At 72.9% G+C, this 16711-nt stretch carries 15 protein-coding genes; 9 read left to right on the top strand and 6 right to left on the bottom strand.

What is annotated here, in order from left to right; all coding sequences use genetic code 11:
* The first annotated feature begins 8 nt into the window (after positions 1-8).
* The 4 genes from nuoL to ACGFI9_RS08340 all read left to right on the top strand — a co-directional run bounded on the left by nuoL (position 9) and on the right by ACGFI9_RS08340 (position 6253).
* Positions 9-1937, top strand: coding sequence for an NADH-quinone oxidoreductase subunit L (nuoL, locus tag ACGFI9_RS08355; protein ID WP_393176336.1), 1929 nt, complete (start codon positions 9-11; stop codon positions 1935-1937).
* Positions 1938-2001: 64 nt separating this feature from the next.
* Positions 2002-3534 carry an NADH-quinone oxidoreductase subunit M gene (locus tag ACGFI9_RS08350; protein WP_393176334.1) on the top strand — a complete coding sequence of 511 codons (1533 nt, stop codon included), beginning with the start codon at positions 2002-2004 and terminating at the stop codon, positions 3532-3534.
* Positions 3531-5084, top strand: a complete 1554-nt coding sequence (gene nuoN / locus ACGFI9_RS08345) for an NADH-quinone oxidoreductase subunit NuoN (protein ID WP_393176332.1) — start codon at positions 3531-3533, stop codon at positions 5082-5084. The genes ACGFI9_RS08350 and nuoN overlap by 4 nt, the downstream gene beginning before the upstream one ends.
* Positions 5085-5173: 89 nt before the next feature.
* Positions 5174-6253, top strand: a complete 1080-nt coding sequence (locus ACGFI9_RS08340) for a polyprenyl synthetase family protein (protein WP_393176330.1) — start codon at positions 5174-5176, stop codon at positions 6251-6253.
* 100 nt (positions 6254-6353) lie between these two features.
* Here the strand turns inward: ACGFI9_RS08340 and ACGFI9_RS08335 are convergent, their stop codons facing one another.
* Positions 6354-7550: an MFS transporter gene (locus ACGFI9_RS08335; RefSeq protein WP_393176328.1), complete on the bottom strand. Its 1197-nt coding sequence runs from the start codon at positions 7548-7550 to the stop codon at positions 6354-6356.
* Positions 7551-7704: 154 nt separating this feature from the next.
* On the opposite strand from ACGFI9_RS08335, the gene ACGFI9_RS08330 reads away from it, so the two are divergent.
* Complete coding sequence (locus ACGFI9_RS08330; RefSeq protein WP_393176326.1) at positions 7705-8487, top strand: IclR family transcriptional regulator; 783 nt, start codon at positions 7705-7707, stop codon at positions 8485-8487.
* Positions 8488-8559: 72 nt separating this feature from the next.
* On the opposite strand, the gene ACGFI9_RS08325 is transcribed toward ACGFI9_RS08330, so the two are convergent.
* Complete coding sequence (locus ACGFI9_RS08325; RefSeq protein WP_393176324.1) at positions 8560-10668, bottom strand: PhoX family protein; 2109 nt, start codon at positions 10666-10668, stop codon at positions 8560-8562.
* Positions 10669-10907: 239 nt separating this feature from the next.
* Between ACGFI9_RS08325 and ACGFI9_RS08320 the strand changes: the two genes are divergently transcribed.
* Positions 10908-11402 carry a sigma-70 family RNA polymerase sigma factor gene (locus ACGFI9_RS08320; protein ID WP_302772375.1) on the top strand — a complete coding sequence of 165 codons (495 nt, stop codon included), beginning with the start codon at positions 10908-10910 and terminating at the stop codon, positions 11400-11402.
* On the top strand, positions 11399-12085 hold the full coding sequence (locus ACGFI9_RS08315; protein ID WP_393176322.1) for an anti-sigma factor family protein: 687 nt from the start codon (positions 11399-11401) through the stop codon (positions 12083-12085). Before ACGFI9_RS08320 ends, ACGFI9_RS08315 begins: the two co-directional genes overlap by 4 nt.
* A gap of 6 nt (positions 12086-12091) precedes the next feature.
* Here the strand turns inward: ACGFI9_RS08315 and rarD are convergent, their stop codons facing one another.
* From rarD to eccE, 4 genes are all read right to left on the bottom strand, one after another.
* On the bottom strand, positions 12092-13018 hold the full coding sequence (gene rarD, locus ACGFI9_RS08310) for an EamA family transporter RarD (protein ID WP_393176320.1): 927 nt from the start codon (positions 13016-13018) through the stop codon (positions 12092-12094).
* On the bottom strand, positions 13015-13503 hold the full coding sequence (locus tag ACGFI9_RS08305; RefSeq protein ID WP_393176318.1) for a GNAT family N-acetyltransferase: 489 nt from the start codon (positions 13501-13503) through the stop codon (positions 13015-13017). Before ACGFI9_RS08305 ends, rarD begins: the two co-directional genes overlap by 4 nt.
* Positions 13504-13592: 89 nt before the next feature.
* A complete protein-coding gene (locus tag ACGFI9_RS08300; protein WP_393176316.1) occupies positions 13593-13979 on the bottom strand; it encodes a phage holin family protein in 387 nt (128 codons plus the stop codon).
* A gap of 51 nt (positions 13980-14030) precedes the next feature.
* Positions 14031-15842, bottom strand: coding sequence for a type VII secretion protein EccE (gene eccE, locus ACGFI9_RS08295; protein ID WP_393176314.1), 1812 nt, complete (start codon positions 15840-15842; stop codon positions 14031-14033).
* 233 nt (positions 15843-16075) lie between these two features.
* Between eccE and ACGFI9_RS08290 the strand changes: the two genes are divergently transcribed.
* Complete coding sequence (locus tag ACGFI9_RS08290; RefSeq protein WP_393176674.1) at positions 16076-16393, top strand: WXG100 family type VII secretion target; 318 nt, start codon at positions 16076-16078, stop codon at positions 16391-16393.
* Between the two features lie 19 nt (positions 16394-16412).
* On the top strand, positions 16413-16706 hold the full coding sequence (locus tag ACGFI9_RS08285) for a WXG100 family type VII secretion target (protein WP_357849945.1): 294 nt from the start codon (positions 16413-16415) through the stop codon (positions 16704-16706).
* Positions 16707-16711 lie beyond the last annotated feature (5 nt).

The following is a 16711-nucleotide window of genomic DNA, read 5'->3' as shown; positions in this document are numbered from 1 at the left end:
GGCCTGCGGTGGAAGAGACTGTGCGATTCGCGGAAGCCTCGGGATTCCTCGGCAGCGTCTGGCTGCTGGTGGCCATCCCGCTGGTCAGCGCGGCGATCCTGCTGCTGCTCGGCCGCCGGGCCGACCGCTGGGGCCACTGGCTGGGCGTGGCGGCCATCGGTGCCGCCTTCGTGCTCGGCCTGACCTACTTCTTCCAGCTCCGTGGCCTGGAGAACAAGCAGGTCCAGCTGAGCCTCTGGGACTTCATCACGGCCGGTGACCTGAAGGTGGACTTCGGTCTGCTCTTCGACCCGCTGGCCGCGGTCTTCGTCCTGCTGATCACCGGGGTGGGTTTCCTGATCCACCTGTACGCGGTCGAGTACATGGCGCACGACGAGGGCCGGCGGCGGTTCTTCGGGTACTTCAACCTCTTCGTCGCCGCGATGCTGCTGCTGGTGCTCGGCAACAACTACGTGATGCTCTACTTCGGCTGGGAGGGCGTCGGCCTGGCGTCGTACCTGCTGATCTCCTTCTGGTACGGCCGGCCGAGCGCGGCCACCGCCGGCAAGAAGGCGTTCCTGATGAACCGGGTCGGTGACGCCGGCCTGGCGATCGGCATCTTCATCATGTTCGCCACCCTGGGCACCACCCAGTACGACCAGGTCTTCAACGGGGTCGGCTCGCTGACCCAGACCACGGTGCTGGTGCTCGGCCTGCTGCTCCTGCTCGGCGCGGCCGGCAAGTCCGGCCAGTTCCCGCTCCAGGCGTGGCTGCCGGACGCGATGGAGGGCCCGACCCCGGTCTCCGCGCTCATCCACGCGGCCACCATGGTCACCGCGGGCGTCTACCTGATCGCCCGCTCCAACCCGGTCTTCTCGGCCAACACCACCCTCCAACTGGTGGTGGTCAGCGTCGGCGCGATCACCCTGCTGATGGGCTGCATCATCGGCGCGGCCAAGGACGACATCAAGCGGGTGCTGGCCTGGTCCACGGTCAGCCAGATCGGCTACATGTTCCTCGGCGTCGGCCTCGGCGGCGGGGCGTACGCACTGGCGATCATCCACCTGCTGGCGCACGGCTTCTTCAAGGCCAACATGTTCCTCGGCGCCGGCTCGGTCATGCACGGCATGCACGACCAGGTGGACATCCGCCGCTTCGGCAACCTGTCCAAGTACATGAAGGTCACCTGGCTGACCTTCATGACGGGCTGGCTGGCCATCATCGGCATCCCGCCGCTCTCCGGCTACTTCTCGAAGGAGCCGATCATCGCGGCCGCCTTCGAGCGGGAGGGCTGGACCGCCTGGCTCTTCGGCGGAGCCGCGCTGCTCGGCGCCGGGCTGACCGCCTTCTACATGACCCGGCTCTTCGTGCTCACCTTCCACGGCCCGGCCCGCTGGACCGAGGACATCGAGCACCCGCACGAGTCGCCGAAGCTGATGACCATTCCGCTGATCCTGCTCGCGGCCGGCTCCGTGCTCGCCGGTGCCCTGATGACGTGGAACGACGGGGTGGTCTCCTGGCTCACCCCGGTGCTCGGCGAGGAGGCCGGTGCTGAGGCGCACGCCGTGCTGCCGCACCTCGTGATCACCATCCTGTCGATCCTGGTCACCGTGCTCGGCGCCGGCCTGGCCTGGTTCCTGTTCCGCACCGGCACGGCGACCGAGCCGCAGCCGGCCGGCGTGCTGGTCACCGCCGCCCGCCGGAACCTCTACACGGACGCCTTCAACGAGGCGGTCTTCGAGAAGCCGGGCATCTTCCTCACCCGGGCGCTGGTCTTCCTCGACAACCGGGGCGTCGACGGGCTGGTCAACGGCCTCGCCGCCGCGGTGGGCGGGGGCTCCGGCCGGCTCCGGCGGCTGCAGACCGGTTTCGTGCGGTCGTACGCGACCTCGATCCTCACCGGGGCGCTGCTCGTGGTGGCGGCGTTCCTGGCGGTGCAGGCGGGGTGGCTGGCGTGATCGACCTGAACGCGGCCGCCCCCGCCGGCGGGCCACGCAGTCACGACGGAGGTAAGGCCGAATAATGTCCAACTTCCCGTTCCTCTCGGTGCTGACCGTGGCACCGCTGGTCGGCGCCCTGGTCGTGGCCCTGTTGCCGCGCCGCCGGCCGGACCTGGCCAAACTGGTGGCGTTCGGCTGGTCGCTGCTGGTCCTGGTGCTGTCGGTGGTCATGTGGATCGCCTTCCAGGCCGACGGTGACCGGTTCCAGTTCCGCGAGTCGTACGCGTGGATCCCGAACTGGGGCGTCAACTTCACCTTCGAGGTGGACGGCATCGCGCTGGTCATGCTGATGCTGATCGCGATCCTGGTGCCGCTGGTGATCCTGGCCTCGTGGCACGACGCCGAGTCGTCCAAGCGCTCGGTGCCGGTCTACTTCGCGCTGCTGCTCGTCCTCGAGTGCACGATGATCGGCGTCTTCGCGGCCGCCGACGTCTTCCTGTTCTACGTGTTCTTCGAGGTCATGCTGGTGCCGATGTACTTCCTCATCGGCAGCTACGGCGGCCACCAGCGGCAGTACGCGGCGGTCAAGTTCTTCCTCTACTCGCTGGTCGGCGGTCTGTTCATGCTCGCCGCGGTGATCGGCCTCTGGGTGGTCGGCGGGAAGACCTTCGACTGGCAGGCGCTGAGCCAGGCGGACCTCGACGTCAACACCGCCCGCTGGCTCTTCCTCGGCTTCTTCCTCGCGTTCGCGATCAAGGCGCCGTTCTTCCCGTTCCACACCTGGCTGCCGGACGCCGGTGGCGCGGCCCCGGCCGGCGCGGCGGCGCTGCTGGTCGGCGTGCTGGACAAGGTCGGCACCTTCGGGATCCTGCGGTACTGCCTGCCGCTCTTCCCCGAGGCGTCGAAGTGGTTCGCCCCGTGGGCGCTGGCGCTCGGCGTGATCGGCATCATCTACGCCGCGCTGCTGGCGGTCGGGCAGAACGACCTCAAGCGGCTGGTGTCGTACACCTCGATCGCACACTTCGGCTTCATCGGGGTCGGCATCTTCGCCTTCACCACCCAGGCCGGCACCGGCGCGGTGCTCTACATGCTCAACCACGGGCTGGCCACCGGCCTGCTCTTCCTGGTGGTGGGCATGCTCATCGCCCGCCGCGGCTCGGCGCTGATCAGCGACTTCGGCGGTGCCGGCAAGCTGGTCCCGCTGCTGGCCGGGGTGCTCTTCTTCGCCGGTCTCGCCTCGCTGGCGCTGCCCGGCACCGCGCCGTTCGTCTCCGAGTTCCTGGTGCTGATCGGCACGTTCACCACCAACAAGCCGGTCGCGGTGATCGCCACGGTCGGCATCATCCTGGCCGCGGCGTACGTGCTGTGGATGGTGCAGCGCACCACCCAGGGCACCCTCAACCCGGCCCTGACCGAGGTCGACGGCATGCGCCGGGACCTGACCCTGCGCGAGAAGATCGTGGTCGCCCCGCTGATCGCGCTCATCGTGCTGCTCGGCTTCTACCCCAAGCCGGTCACCGATGTCATCAACCCCGCCGTCAAGGCGACCATGCAGGACGTGGGTCGGACCGACCCTGCTCCGACGGTCGGCAGCGTCCAGGAGGCCGCGAAATGACCGAGCTGAAGTTGCCGTCGCTCGACTACGCGGCGCTCGCTCCCATCCTGATCATGCTGGGCGCCGCCCTGGTCGGCGTCCTGGTCGAGGCGTTCGTGCCGCGTCGCCTGCGCAACGGGGTGCAGCTCGCGCTGGCCCTGCTGGCGGTGCTCGCCGCGCTCACCATGGTGATCCTCAACGCCGACGACCGGCTGCTCACGGCCGGACAGGCCATCGCGGTGGACGGGCCGACGCTCTTCCTCCAGGGCGCCATCCTGATCCTGGCCACCATGGCGCTGCTGCTCATCGGCGAGCGCTCGGTGGAGCGGGGCGGGGCCTTCGTGGCCCACGCCGCGGTCACCGCCGAGTCGCCCGACGACCGGCGGCAGGCCGCGGGCGCCGGCGGCACCACCGAGGTGTACCCGCTCGCCACCTTCGCGATCGGCGGCATGCTGATCTTCGTGGCGGCGAACGACCTGCTCACCATGTTCATCGCGCTCGAGGTCTTCTCGCTGCCGCTCTACCTGCTCTGCGCGCTGGCCCGTCGCCGGCGGCTGCTGAGCCAGGAGGCCGCGCTGAAGTACTTCATGCTCGGCGCGTACGCCTCGGCGTTCTTCCTGTTCGGCGTGGCGCTGGTGTACGGCTTCACCTCCGGCATCCCGGGCCGTACGGCCGGCGTCGACTTCGCCACCGTGCACGCGGCGGTCGCCGACTCCTCGGCCAGCCCGACGCTGCTCTACGCCGGCATGGCGCTGCTCGCCATCGGCCTGCTCTTCAAGGCCGCCGCCGCGCCGTTCCACGTCTGGACGCCGGACGTCTACCAGGGTGCCCCGACCCCGGTGACCGGCTTCATGGCCGCCTGCACCAAGGTCGCCGCCTTCGGTGCCCTGCTGCGGGTCTTCCACGTCGCCTTCGCCGGGGCCGCCTGGGACTTCACCCCGGTCCTCGGCACGGTCGCGGTCCTGACCATGCTGGTCGGCGCGGTGCTGGCGGTGACCCAGACGGACATCAAGCGGCTGCTGGCGTACTCGTCCATCGCGAACGCCGGCTACCTGCTGGTCGGCGTGCTGGCGCCGAGCAAGGACGGGCTCTCCGGCACGATGTTCTACCTGGTCGCGTACGGCTTCTCGGTGATCGCCGCGTTCGCCGTGGTGACCCTGGTCCGGGACGCCGACGGCGAGGCCACCCACCTGTCCCGCTGGGCCGGGCTGGGGCGGCGTTCGCCGTTCTTCGCCGCGATCTTCACCTTCATCCTGCTGGCCTTCGCCGGTATCCCGCTGACCAGCGGGTTCACCAGCAAGTTCGCGATCTTCGCCCCGGCGCTGGACGCGAACCAGGCCTGGCTGGTGATCGCCGGCGTGCTGACCAGCATGGTGCTGGCCTTCCCGTACCTGCGGGTCGTGGTGATGATGTGGCTCTCCGAGCCGGGCGACGCCACCCCGACGGTGACCGTGCCGGGCGCGCTCACCTCGGCCGCCCTGGTCATCGGCGTGCTGGCCACGCTGGTCCTCGGTGTCGCCCCGGCGCCCCTGCTCGACCTCGCCAACGGTGCCGCCGAATTCGTCAGATGACCGAGGTTCTCCCACCGGGGGCCGGTACGCCGAGGCGTACCGGCCCCCGGTCCGTATCCCCCTCATCGGGCAGGTCGAACGGGTGTGGCATGGTTGAAGGCGTGATTCCGGCTGGCGAGCGTTCAGGTGCCCCCGGCCCCGGCGGTCGCCCGGGCCCCGAGGGCAGGGGTCAGTTCGGCGCGCTCGGCCTGTACCTCGCCGATCCGCGCGTCGAGGCGTCCGTGCTGGGCATCCTCGAGCAGGTCGAGACCGACCTGCGGGCCAGCGTGGCCAGCGCCGATCCGCTCGTCACCGAGGCGGCCCGGCACCTGGTCGACGCCGGCGGCAAGCGGTTCCGTCCGCTCCTGGTGGCGCTGGGTGCGCAGTTCGGCGATCCGGCCCGTGCGCAGGTCGTACCGGCCGCCGTGGTGATGGAGCTCACCCACCTGGCGACGCTCTACCACGACGACGTGATGGACGAAGCCGCAGTGCGCCGGGGCGCGCCGAGCGCCAACTCCCGCTGGACCAACTCGGTCGCCATCCTGGTCGGCGACTACCTCTTCGCCCGGGCCGCGGACATCGCGGCGGACCTGGGCCCCGAGGCGGTACGCCTCCAGGCGCGCACCTTCGCCCGGCTGGTGCACGGGCAGATCGCCGAGACGGTCGGCCCGCGCAGCACCGACCCGGTCGCGCACTACCTGCACGTCATCGCCGAGAAGACGGGCTCGCTGATCGCCACCTCGGCCCGCTTCGGCGGCATGTTCGGCGGCGCGTCCGCCGAGCACACCGAGGCACTGGCCGGGTACGGCGAGGCCATCGGGCTGGCCTTCCAGCTCTCCGACGACCTGCTCGACATCGCCAGCGAGTCGGTGCAGTCCGGCAAGACCCCCGGCACCGACCTGCGCGAGGGCGTCCCGACCCTGCCGGTGCTCTACGCGCTGGCCTCGGACGACTCGGACGCCGCCAGCGCGCGGCTGCGGGAGATCCTGGCCACCGGCCCGCTGGTCGACGACGCGCTGCACGCCGAGGCGCTCGGCCTGCTCCGCGAGTCCCCGGCGCTCAAGCGCGCACGGGAGACCGTCCGCAGCTACGCCGAGGACGCCCGCACCCAGCTCGCCCCGCTGCCGGCGGGCCCGTCCCGCCGCGCCCTCGAATCCCTCTGCGACTACATCGCCGACCGCACCAGCTGACCCCGCACCCCCTGCCGGTCCCCGCCCCTGCCGCGGCCCGGCGCGGTGATCATGAAGTTGTTGCCACGGCACGCCGTGGCGAGAGGCAACAACATCATGATCAGCGAGGCGAGCGCGGGTCGGGGCGGGCGAGGAGGCGGGCGCCCAGGAGCATCAGCAGGGCGGCGGCCAGCATGGCGGCGGCCGCCGTCGACCACATGGTCGGGTAGCCGAGGGCGTGGGCGGTGGCGCCGAGCACCAGCGGGCCCACGCAGCCGCCCGCGTACACCCCGGTCTGGGTGATCGAGGTGGCGGCGGCCGGGGCCTGCGGGTGGAGCCGGACCACCGCGAAGTTCATCAGCCCGGGCCAGGCCCAGCCGAGGCCGAAGCCGAGCACCACGCCGGCCACCAGCGGCCCGGGTCCGGCCACCGCGAGCAGCAGCAGCCCGACGGCGCCGACCACGAGCATGCCGGCGATCAGCGCCACGTGCCCGCTCTCGCGGCGGTCGGCGAGCCAGCCGGCGCCCACCCGGGCCACCACGCAGACGGCGCTGCCCAGCGTGAGGGTGAGGCCGGCCAGGCCGGGGGACAGCCCGCGGCCGGCCGCCGAGTCCACCAGGAAGGCGCCCAGCGCGTTCGCGGCGGCCGCCGCCAGCGTGGCGGCCAGGCCGACCACCACCAGCGCCGTCGTCGCCTGTCCGGCCCGCCCGGTGGCCGGCCGCCGCGCCCGGTCACGCTCCTGCGCGGGTACGGCCGGCAGCGCGGCCAGCGCCGCCCCGGCGGCGGCCACGAACGCCCAGCGCCAGCCGGCGGTCAGCGCGATGGTGGGGACCGCCGCGCCGGCCAGCAGAGTGGAGACCGGGATGGCGGCCTGTTTCACCCCGAAGGAGAGCCCCTGCCGGTGGGCGGGCACGTGCCGGGCCAGGGCCTCGTTGCTGGCGAGCTGGCCGAGCGCGTTCGCGGCGGCGCTGAGGCCGAGCAGCCCGACCAGCACCGGGTACGACCGGGCCAGCGCCGCGATGGCCAGCAGCGAGGCGGCGGAGAGCAGGATGCCGGCGCGGCCCACCACCGCACTGCCGTAGCGCTCGACGAGCGCGCCGGACGGCACCGAGGCGAGCGTGCTGATCCCGAAGTAGACCGAGACGGCCAGGCCCAGGCCGGCGGGGGAGAAGTGCAGGTCGTGGCCCATCTGCACGGCGAGCCCGCCGAGCAGGAAGACGGGCAGGACGCAGGCGATCGTGGTGACGATGGCGCCCGCACTGGCCCGGACGGTACGCCGGGCGGCGGCAGGCGAGGTGTGCAACGCGCTGTCGGTCATCGTGCAGCCAACCTACGCCGTCGCGTTTTGGCAGCTGATCGCCGTCTGTCGGTACCCGGTCGGTGCCCGGTGATCTGGCATCCTCGATCCGAACAGGCATTTCGCACTCGGCCTGTTTTTCATATGGTGTAAGTCCCCGGCGGCGGAGGTGGTTGTGCGCGACCCCTTGGCGGAACCTTCGGACCTGATCCGAAGTGTCTCCCGCGCGCTTCGAGTGCTCGAGTCGGTCGGCCGTGCGCCGAGGGGACTCACCGTCAAGCAGATCGCCCGCCGCTGCGAGCTGACCGTGGCCACCACGTACCACCTGGTGCGCACCCTGGCGTACGAAGGGTACGTGATCCGGCGGGAGGACGGCACGTACATCGTCGGGCTGGAGGTGGCCGACCGGTACCGCGAGCTGGTTACCGCGTTCCGGGGGCCGCCGGCGGTCGGCGAGTCGCTACGCCGGGCGGCGGCGGACACCGGCTGGAGCCACTACCTGGGGCGCTTCGTCGGCGGGCAGGTGGCGGTCACCGCGGTCGCCGAGGGGCCGCGCTCGCCGTACCTGGAGGACCTGGTGCCGGGCTTCGACGAGGGGGCGCACGCGACCGCCCTGGGCAAGAGCCTGCTCGCCACCCTCACCGCCGAGCAGCGCTTCCGCTACCTGCGCGAGTACGGCATGCGCCCGTTCACCAGTGCCACGCTGACCACGCCGGAGGCGTTCGAGGCGGACCTGGCCGCCGGTGACCGGCGCGGGATGCAGTTGGAGCTGGGGCAGTTCCGGCAGGGCGTGGCCTGCGCCGCGGTGCTGGTCACCCCGGACAAGGACATCGAGCGCCGGGTGGTGCTGGCCTGCGCGCTGCCGGCCAGCGAGATGATGACCTCCGCCCGGGTGGTTCGGGCCAAGCTGCTCACCGTCGCCCGCGCGATCGCCGACGGCATCGCCGCCGAAGGCTGACGGCGAAGGGCCCCTCCCGGGCGGGGGAAGGGGCCCTTCGGGGCGGTCCAGCGCGGAACCGCCAGGGGAACGTCAGCTGCCGACCGGGCCGCCGTCGTGGCGCCAGGTGACCACGACGCCGGGCTTGGCGAAGTCGCCGTCCGGCCAGGTGGAGGCCGGGTGCTCCACCGACGCGCCGGTGATCTCGCCCGGGTGCTGCACGGCCACGAAGACCGAGCGGTTGTCCTTCTTGATGAACGGGCCGCAGGTCTCCGCGCCGAGCGGCACGGTGAGGAACTGCTTCAGGTGACCCCGCTCCGGGCCCTCGACCGCCGTGGCGAAGAGGCCGTCGTTGCTGCCCAGCGCGTTGCCGTCGGTGGAGATCCAGAGGTTGCCGGTGGCGTCGAAGGCCACGTTGTCCGGGCAGGAGATCGGCGAGACCTTGGTCTTGTCGTACCCGGCGAAGTAGGTCGACGGGTCGGCCGGGTCGCCGGCCACGATCGGCAGCGACCAGGCGAAGGTCTCGGCGGTGTTGTCGCCGCGGTCCTCGATCAGCTCCAGGATCTGCCCGTGCTTGTTGACGTTGCGCGGGTTCGCCTCGTCGGCGGGGGCCTTGCCGGCCTTGCCCCGGTCGGTGTTGTTGGTCAGCGCCACGTACACCTTGCCGGTGAGCTGGCTGGGCTCGACGTCCTCCGGCCGGTCCATCTTGGTCGCGCCGACCTTGTCGGCGGCCAGACGGGTGAAGGTGAGGACGTCGGCCGCGGTCATCCCGGCCACGTACGAGCGGTTGCCCCGGACCAGCTTGATCCACCGGCCGCGGCCGTCGAACGCCCCGTCGGAGGGGAGCTTGCCGGTGCCGTCGATCTCGGCTGCGCTGTTCCCTTCCAGGGCGGCCACGTAGAGCGTGCCGGACTCCAGCAGGGTCAGGTTGTGCTTGCGGGCCACCCAGCTGTCGCCGGGCATGAACTTCTTGTCCGAGACGAACTTGTAGAGGTAGTCGAACCGCTCGTCGTCGCCCATGTAGGCCACCACGTGGCCGTCCTTCGCCACGATGACGTTGGCGCCCTCGTGCTTGAACCGGCCCAGCGCGGTGTGCTTGCGGGGCCGGCTGTCCGGGTCGAACGGGTCGATCTCCACGACCCACCCGTACCGGTGCGCCTCGTTGGGGTGCTTCGCCAGGTCGAAGCGCTCGTCGGCGCGCTCCCACTTGCGGCTGCCGCTCGGGTAGCGCACGTCGGTCGGGATGCCGTACCGGGCCAGCTTCGGCTTCAGCTCCTCCGGCGCGCCGTCGCCGCCGACGAAGTACTGGTTGAAGTTCTCCTCACCGGAGAGCACCGTGCCCCACGGGGTGACCCCGCCGGCGCAGTTGTTCAGCGTGCCGACGACCGTCCGGCCCTGGGGGTCGGCGGCGGTGCGCAGCCAGGCCGAGCCGGCCGCCGGGCCGGTCAGCTCGAACTTGGTGGCCAACGCGGTGACCCGCCGGTTGTACCGGCGCCGGCCGCCGCGCACCGGCCGCCACTGCCCGGTGCCGTCGACCCGCTCGATCTCCACCACGGACATGCCGTGCGCGGCCATCGCCACCCGCAGCTGCTCGACCGAGAGCGCGTCCTGGCTGGTGAAGCCGGGGAACATCAGGTCCTCGTTGGTGTACTCGTGGTTGACCACGAGCAGCGCCCGCCGGCGGTCGATCGGCAGCACGCCGACGAAGTCGTTGTTGTAGCCGAACTGCTTGGCCTGGGCGGCGGCGGTCTGCGCGCGCACGTCGAACTCCGGCGCGCCGGGGACCACCGGGTCGCCCCACTTGATCACCACGGCGTGGTCGTACCCGTCGGGGACGACCAGGGCATCGAGCTTGTTCGGCGCGACCGGGTCGAAGGTCAGCGCGCCGCTGCCCACCCCGCCCCGCGGCGCCGCCGCCGGGGCGGTCGGCGCGGCGGGGGCGGCGGCGGCCGGGGCAGCGCCGGCCAGCGCGCCGGCGACGGTGCCGCCGAAGCCGAGCACCAGGGCGCCGACGGCGCCCGCGCGGACCACCCCGCGCCGCGACACCTCGGCCTCGATCAGGTCCCCGAAGTACGGGTTGTCGGAGGAGTTCGGCACCGGGTGGTCGCAGGCGTTGCCGCAGCGGTAGAGACAGGTCATCGCATCGCGGGCACCGTGACGGGTGGCGCCCAGCAGCGGGAGCAGCCGGGGACGGTCGCTCATGGGGTGGAGCCTCCTGGTAGGACGTCGGTGGCACGCCGGGGGACCCGCACGCGCGTACGGGCCGGACGCTGCCAGGGCCCGGTGAGCGGGTGCCGGCACGGACGTGAACCGGGCGTGAACAGCTGCGGCGTGACCTGCGGCTGAACCATTCGGCGTCAGGGCGCGTAAGGATGGACGAACGCATCGCTGGTCTCGCCGCCGGAAGCGAGGTACCCGCCATCAGCGACCACGACGCCCAACTGCTGCGCGCGTTGCACGACGAGCACGCCGACGCGCTCTTCGCGCACGCCCTCCGGCTGGTCAACGGCGACCGGTCGCGCGCCGAGGACCTGGTGCAGGAGACGCTGCTCCGGGCCTGGCGGCACCCGGAGGCGCTGGACCCCACGCGCGGCTCGGTCCGCGCCTGGCTCTTCACCACCGCCCGGAACCTGGCCATCGACGCCTGGCGGCGCCGGTCCACCCGGGTCGGCGAGGTCTACACCGACGAGCTGCCCGAACCGCCCGAGACGGTGGACGAAACGGAGCGTGCGGTGGAGGCGTGGACGGTGGCCGAGGCGTTGAACCGACTCAGCCCGACCCATCGTGAAGTTCTGGTGGAGTGCTTCTACCAGGGCCGGTCGGTGGCCGAGGCCGCCACCCGGCTCGGCGTGCCGCCGGGCACGGTGAAGTCGCGTACCCACTACGCGCTGCGCTCACTACGGTTGGTGCTGGCCGAGATGGGGGTGACCGGATGACCCGCTGCGAGTTCGCGCACGACGACGGCGCGTACGTCCTGGGTGCTCTCGCCCCCGCCGAGCGGGCCGCCTACGAACGACACCTCGCCGGCTGCGCGGCCTGCCGGGAGGCGGTGGCCGAGATCGCCGTGCTGCCCGGCCTGCTGGGCCGGCTCGACCCGGCCGGGCTGGAGCAGTTCCTGCCGGCGGCGTCGGAGACCTCCCGGCTGCCCGCGCTGCTCGACGCCGCCCGGGACCAGCGGCGCCGCGAGCGGTTCCGGTCGCGCCGACGGTACGCGCTCACCGCGCTCGCCGCGGCCGTCCTCGCCGTGCTGGCCGGCGTGGGGGTGACCCTGGTCCGCCCGGCCGCACCGCCGGCGCCGCCGGTGACCCTGACCGCGATGCGGCCGGTCGACGGCCCGGTCCCGCTGCACGCCGAGGTCGGGCTGACCGACAAGAAGTGGGGCACCGAGGTCACCCTGCGCTGCGGCTACGACCAGCGGACGGGGCACCGGGAGGCGTACACCTTCCGGCTGGTGGCGCACGGCCCGGACGGCGCGACGGAGCAGGTCGCCACCTGGCTGGCCGCTCCCGGGGACAACCTGCGGATGACCGGCGCGACCCACTTCACCCACGGCGAGCTGGTCCGCCTCGAACTGCTGCGCGCCGACAACACCCCCGTCCTCGCCTACGACTTCCGCTGACCGCGGTCAGCGGGTGGCGACGGGGACCGGGGTCGCGGCGGCCCGGGCCGCGGCGCGGGTACGGCGGGTGTGGTGGACGGCGTCCGTGGTGAAGACGACCAGGGCGAGCCAGACCAGGGCGAAGCCGGCCAGCCGGGCCGGTGGCATCGGCTCGTGGTAGATCAGCACCCCGCAGCCGAGCTGGAGGATCGGGCCGACGTACTGGAGCATGCCGATGGTGGAGAGCGGCAGCCGGTTCGCCGCGCCGGCGAACAGCAGCAGCGGGATCGCCGTGGCCGCGCCGGCCAGCACCAGCAGCACGGTGTGTCCGGTCGAGACGTGGCCGAAGGTCGCCGTGCCCTGCCGCGTGAGCCAGGCCAGGTAGGCCAGCGCGGGCAGCGCCAGCACCGCCGACTCGACGAAGAGCCCCTCCGCGGCGGGCAGCCCGAGCCGCTTCTTGACCAGCCCGTAGCCGGCGAAGCTGAAGGCCAGGACGAGCGCCAGGTAGGGCGGGCGGCCGTAGTCGACGGTCAGCACCGCCACCGCGAGGCCGCCGACGCCGAGCGCCGCCCACTGCGCCGGGCGCAGCCGCTCGCGCAGCAGGAAGACCCCGATCAGCACGATGACCAGCGGGTTGATGAAGTAGCCGAGGGCGGTCTCCACCACCCGGTCTGAGTTCACCCCGTAGATGTAGGTGCCCCAGTTGACCGCGATCAGCGCGGCGGCCGCACCGATGCCGGGCAGCGCGCGGGGCCGGCGGGCCAGCGCGCGCAGGAAGCCGATGTTGCGCATCGCGGCGAGCAGCAGGGCGACGAAGACCACCGACCAGACGATCCGGTGGGCGAGGATCTCCACCGGTCCGGCCGGGCGGAGCAACTTCAGGTAGATCGGGAAGAAACCCCAGATCAGGTACGCGCCGAAGCCGTAGAGGTAACCGAGGCGGGTCTGGTTCACGCCTCCACCGTAAGTGGCGAAGCGGCGTGTTGCTCCTTTCCAGTGACCTGGGTCACCCGCCGGTCCAGCTCCATCCAGCGGTCCGGCGCGACCGGGGTGAAGCCCACCTTGGCGTACACCCCGTGGGCGTCGTTGGTGGCCAGCACGATCCGGCGTACGCCCAGCTCGGCCAGGTGGTCGCGGACGCCGGCGGCCAGCCAGGTGCCCAGCCCGCGTCCCCGCTCGGCCCGGTCCACGTACACGTCGCAGAGCCAGGCGAAGGTGGCCCGGTCGGTGACCACCCGGGCCACCGCCACCTGCTGCCCGTCCCCGGGCCGGTAGACCCCGAAACCGATCGAGCCGGCGAAGGCGCGCTCGACCGTGTCCCGCTCCCGCCCGATCGCCCAGTACGCGTCGGTGGAGAGCCACCGGTGCACCCGGTCCAGGTCGAGCCGGTCCGGGTCGGTGCTGAGCTGGTAGCCGTCAGGCCGGGTCAGAGTGAACACCCGACCGACGCTAGTACTCCGGACCCCACCCCTCACCAGCCAATTCCCGCCCACTGGCCTGGCCGGTGGGCGGGAATCGACGGGACGGATCAGTCGCGGTCGAGGACGGCGCCGAGGATCCAGGTCACGATGCCGACGAAGAGCGCGCCCAGCACCGCGGCCGGCCAGAAGCCGTCCACGTGGAACGGCAGCCCGGCCTCACCGGCGATCCAGCTGGTGAGCAGGAAGAGCAGGCCGTTCACCACCAGCGCGATCAGACCGAGGGTCAGCAGGTAGAAACCGCAGCCGACGGTCTTGATGATCGGCTGGAGCACGGCGTTGACCACGCCGAAGATTGCCGCGACCAGCACCAGCGCGATCACCTTGTCGGTGACCGACTCGGTGTTCAGCGTGATGCCCGGGATGAGCAACGTGGCGAGCCAGAAGGCCACCGCCGTCGAGGCCAGCCGGATCAGAACACCCTTCAGAAAACCCATGGCGGGGATCGTGCCATGCCGCGTCGACTCGCGGAACCCGTGCGGGTCGACTCAGCGGCGGCTCGGGCGACCGACCAGTTGCGATTCGATCGGCGTCGGCGAGAGCAACGCCCAGCGCAGCGCCCGCCGGTTGACCACCGCCACCATGTCGTCCCGGATCCGGGTCAGCCACTCCGCCGAGCCGCCGAGGCCGAGGGCCGTGCCGGCCAGCGCCGCCTCACCCGGATCCAGCGGTTGCAGGATCGCCAGGTCGGCGCGGGCCAACGCCGCCGAGTCCGCCGGGGTCAGCTCGTCGCGGACCACCAGGACGGACTGCCAGCCCGCCGCCGGCCCGACCTCCGGCGGCACCGGCCCGGCGTCGACCACCAGCAGCAACGGGCGCAGCGGCGAACCGGGTGCGCCGCCCACCGGACGCCCGGGCGGGATCAGCGGCACCGCGCCGCCGGGCGCGCCCACGCCCCGGACGAACGGCTCCCACGCCCGCGGCCGGGCGGTCTGCACCACGACCCGGGCGCCGAGGGCCAGCGCGCGCAGCGCCATGAGCTGCGCGGCGCTCACCCCGCCGACCAGCAGCAGCCGGGTCGTGCCGGGGCCGAAGAGGCGTACGGTCACCGCCCCGCCGTGCCGGTTGGCGCCGACCATCAGGCCGGACTCGTTGACGGACAGCTCCAGCGCGGCCAGTTCCGCCCCGGCGACCGCCGGGCCGCCCCGGACCACCGCCAGCGGGAGGGTGGCGGCGAGGCCGGCCAGGTGCTCGCCGTCGAGCCGGCGGACCTCCGCGCCCAGATCGCCGACGAGCCGGCGCAGCGCCCGTTCGGCGCCGGCCAGCTCCGCCCCGGTCCAGGCCGCCAGGCGTACGGTCAGTTCCGCGGGGACCGGCGCGGTGTCGGCGCCCGCCCGCGGACCGACCGTGAGCGAGACGGTGGTGGCGGTGGCCGGCAGCGCGAGCAACCGGGGCACCAGCCGCCGGCCCGCGCCGGTACGCGGGTCCGGCCACCGCCGCAGCCGGTAGCCGGCCTGGGTCAGCCCGCCCGCCGTCAGGGCCCGCCACGACTCGCGGACCGGCGCCCCGACGTCGTGGTGGGCCAGTTCGGCGACCACCCGCAGCGCGGCGGCCCCGCCCAGCGGGCGACCGGTCAGTGGGCCGAGCCGGCGGACGATCCGTCGGACCACGCCGGCGAGCGCCCGCCGCAGCTCCTCGTCCGACCAGCCGTCGGCCCGCATCGCCCGGACGGCGAGCACCGCCCGGCTCCGCCCCGCCAGCCGGCCGTCGGTGAGCTGCCGGTACGAGGCGCCCGCCGTGCCGGCCCCGGCGGCCGGCGCGGGCGCGGGCGAGGCGGCGAGCAGGAGCTGGATCCGCACCGGCGGGCTCTCCGGACCGGGCGGGGGCAGCAGCGCGTGCGGCGCGGGCAGGGTGCGCGGTCCGTCGCCGAGCAGGTCCCCCGGGTCACCGATCTCCAGCAGCGCGGTGATCCCGGCGGGGTCGTCCAGCAGGGCGGCGGGACTGCCGGCCAGCTCGGCCGAGTGCACCGACGCCCCGGGGGCCACCAGTTCCAGCAGCGCGGCCGGGCCCGAGGTCGCCGGCAGGGCCCGGCGCCGGGTCAGGTGCCCGAGGCCGACCAGCAGCCACTCGTAGAGCCACCGGCCGCGCCAGCGCACCCAGGCCCCGGGCAGCAGCAGCGCCGCCAGCAGCAGGGCCGCGCCGGTCACCACCACGCCCCGGCCCACGGCCGCCACCAGCCCGGCGACCGCGACCTGCGCCGCCACCACCTGACCGGCCCGTACGCCGGGCGCGGGGCGGAGCGTCCACGGTGGCGGGTGGGGAGCCGCCGGTGCCGGCCGTCCGGTCGTGGTCGCCGTCACCGCGCCTCCTCCCACGCCGATCGGGTGACGTTTTCGTGGCTCATCGTAAGGGTTCCCTGTCCACAGGGGAGGCTCAGGGGGTAGCAGAAAGGGAGTGGGGCCGCTACCGTCAGCGACGAGTTCCGCCGAGCGCGCCCGTCCCCTTCCCCCCTTTCCGGTCCCGCGCTCCGGCGATGTCCACGGTGGTCGTTCCGGCGACCAGCCACGACCGAGGAGACGAGGTGACGTCCGGGGTGTCCCAGACCCAGGCAGAAGCCGCGGTGATGCAGCAGACCGCCGCGAAGTTCGAGCAGGTGGACCAGTCGTTGCAGACGATGCTCACCGGCCTGATGGCCGAGCTGGAGGTGTTGCAGCAGGCTTGGCGCGGCGCCGGCGGGCGGTCGTTCGAGCAGGTCAAGCAGCAGTGGGCGCAGGACCAGGCGGCGTTGCAGCGGGCCCTGCGGGAGACCGCGACCGCGATCCGCACCGCCGGCCAGCAGTACGACGTCTCGGACACCGAGGCCGCCACCCGGGTGGGTGGCACCCACCGCGGCATCCAGCTGCCGCTCTGACTCAGGAAGGACGGATCCGATGGACCACGGTGTGCTGGTCGTCAACTTCGCCGCGCTGCAACAGGCCGGCGCGGACATCCAGAAGGCGCTGAACACCCTCGACAGCCAGCTCGGGCAGCTCGAGCGGGACGCCGCGCCGCTCGTGGCGAGCTGGTCCGGCGAGGCGCGCGAGGCGTACGAGCAGCGGCAGGCCCGGTGGCGGTCGGCCTCGCAGGACCTTCAGGCCATGCTGCGTGACATCAAGCTGGCGGTGGAGGACTCCGCCGCCGACTACCTCGACACCGAGAAGCGGAACGCCAACCTCTTCCAGTGAGCACC

The sequence above is a fragment of the Micromonospora sp. NPDC048930 genome (assembly GCF_043197935.1).
Classification (GTDB): Bacteria; Actinomycetota; Actinomycetes; order Mycobacteriales; family Micromonosporaceae; genus Micromonospora.
Note: the sequence above shows the minus strand (reverse complement) of the source record. Positions and strands in the feature narration are given on the sequence as shown.

Excerpts from the sequence above, each read along its gene's own strand:
- ACGFI9_RS08350 (WP_393176334.1), top strand. The coding sequence starts at position 2,002 with ATGTCCAACTTCCCGTTCCTCTCGGTGCTGACCGTGGCACCGCTGGTC.
- nuoN (WP_393176332.1), top strand. The coding sequence starts at position 3,531 with ATGACCGAGCTGAAGTTGCCGTCGCTCGACTACGCGGCGCTCGCTCCC.
- ACGFI9_RS08340 (WP_393176330.1), top strand. The coding sequence starts at position 5,174 with ATGGTTGAAGGCGTGATTCCGGCTGGCGAGCGTTCAGGTGCCCCCGGC.
- ACGFI9_RS08335 (WP_393176328.1), bottom strand. The coding sequence starts at position 7,550 with ATGACCGACAGCGCGTTGCACACCTCGCCTGCCGCCGCCCGGCGTACC.
- ACGFI9_RS08325 (WP_393176324.1), bottom strand. The coding sequence starts at position 10,668 with ATGAGCGACCGTCCCCGGCTGCTCCCGCTGCTGGGCGCCACCCGTCAC.
- ACGFI9_RS08315 (WP_393176322.1), top strand. The coding sequence starts at position 11,399 with ATGACCCGCTGCGAGTTCGCGCACGACGACGGCGCGTACGTCCTGGGT.
- ACGFI9_RS08300 (WP_393176316.1), bottom strand. The coding sequence starts at position 13,979 with ATGGGTTTTCTGAAGGGTGTTCTGATCCGGCTGGCCTCGACGGCGGTG.
- ACGFI9_RS08285 (WP_357849945.1), top strand. The coding sequence starts at position 16,413 with ATGGACCACGGTGTGCTGGTCGTCAACTTCGCCGCGCTGCAACAGGCC.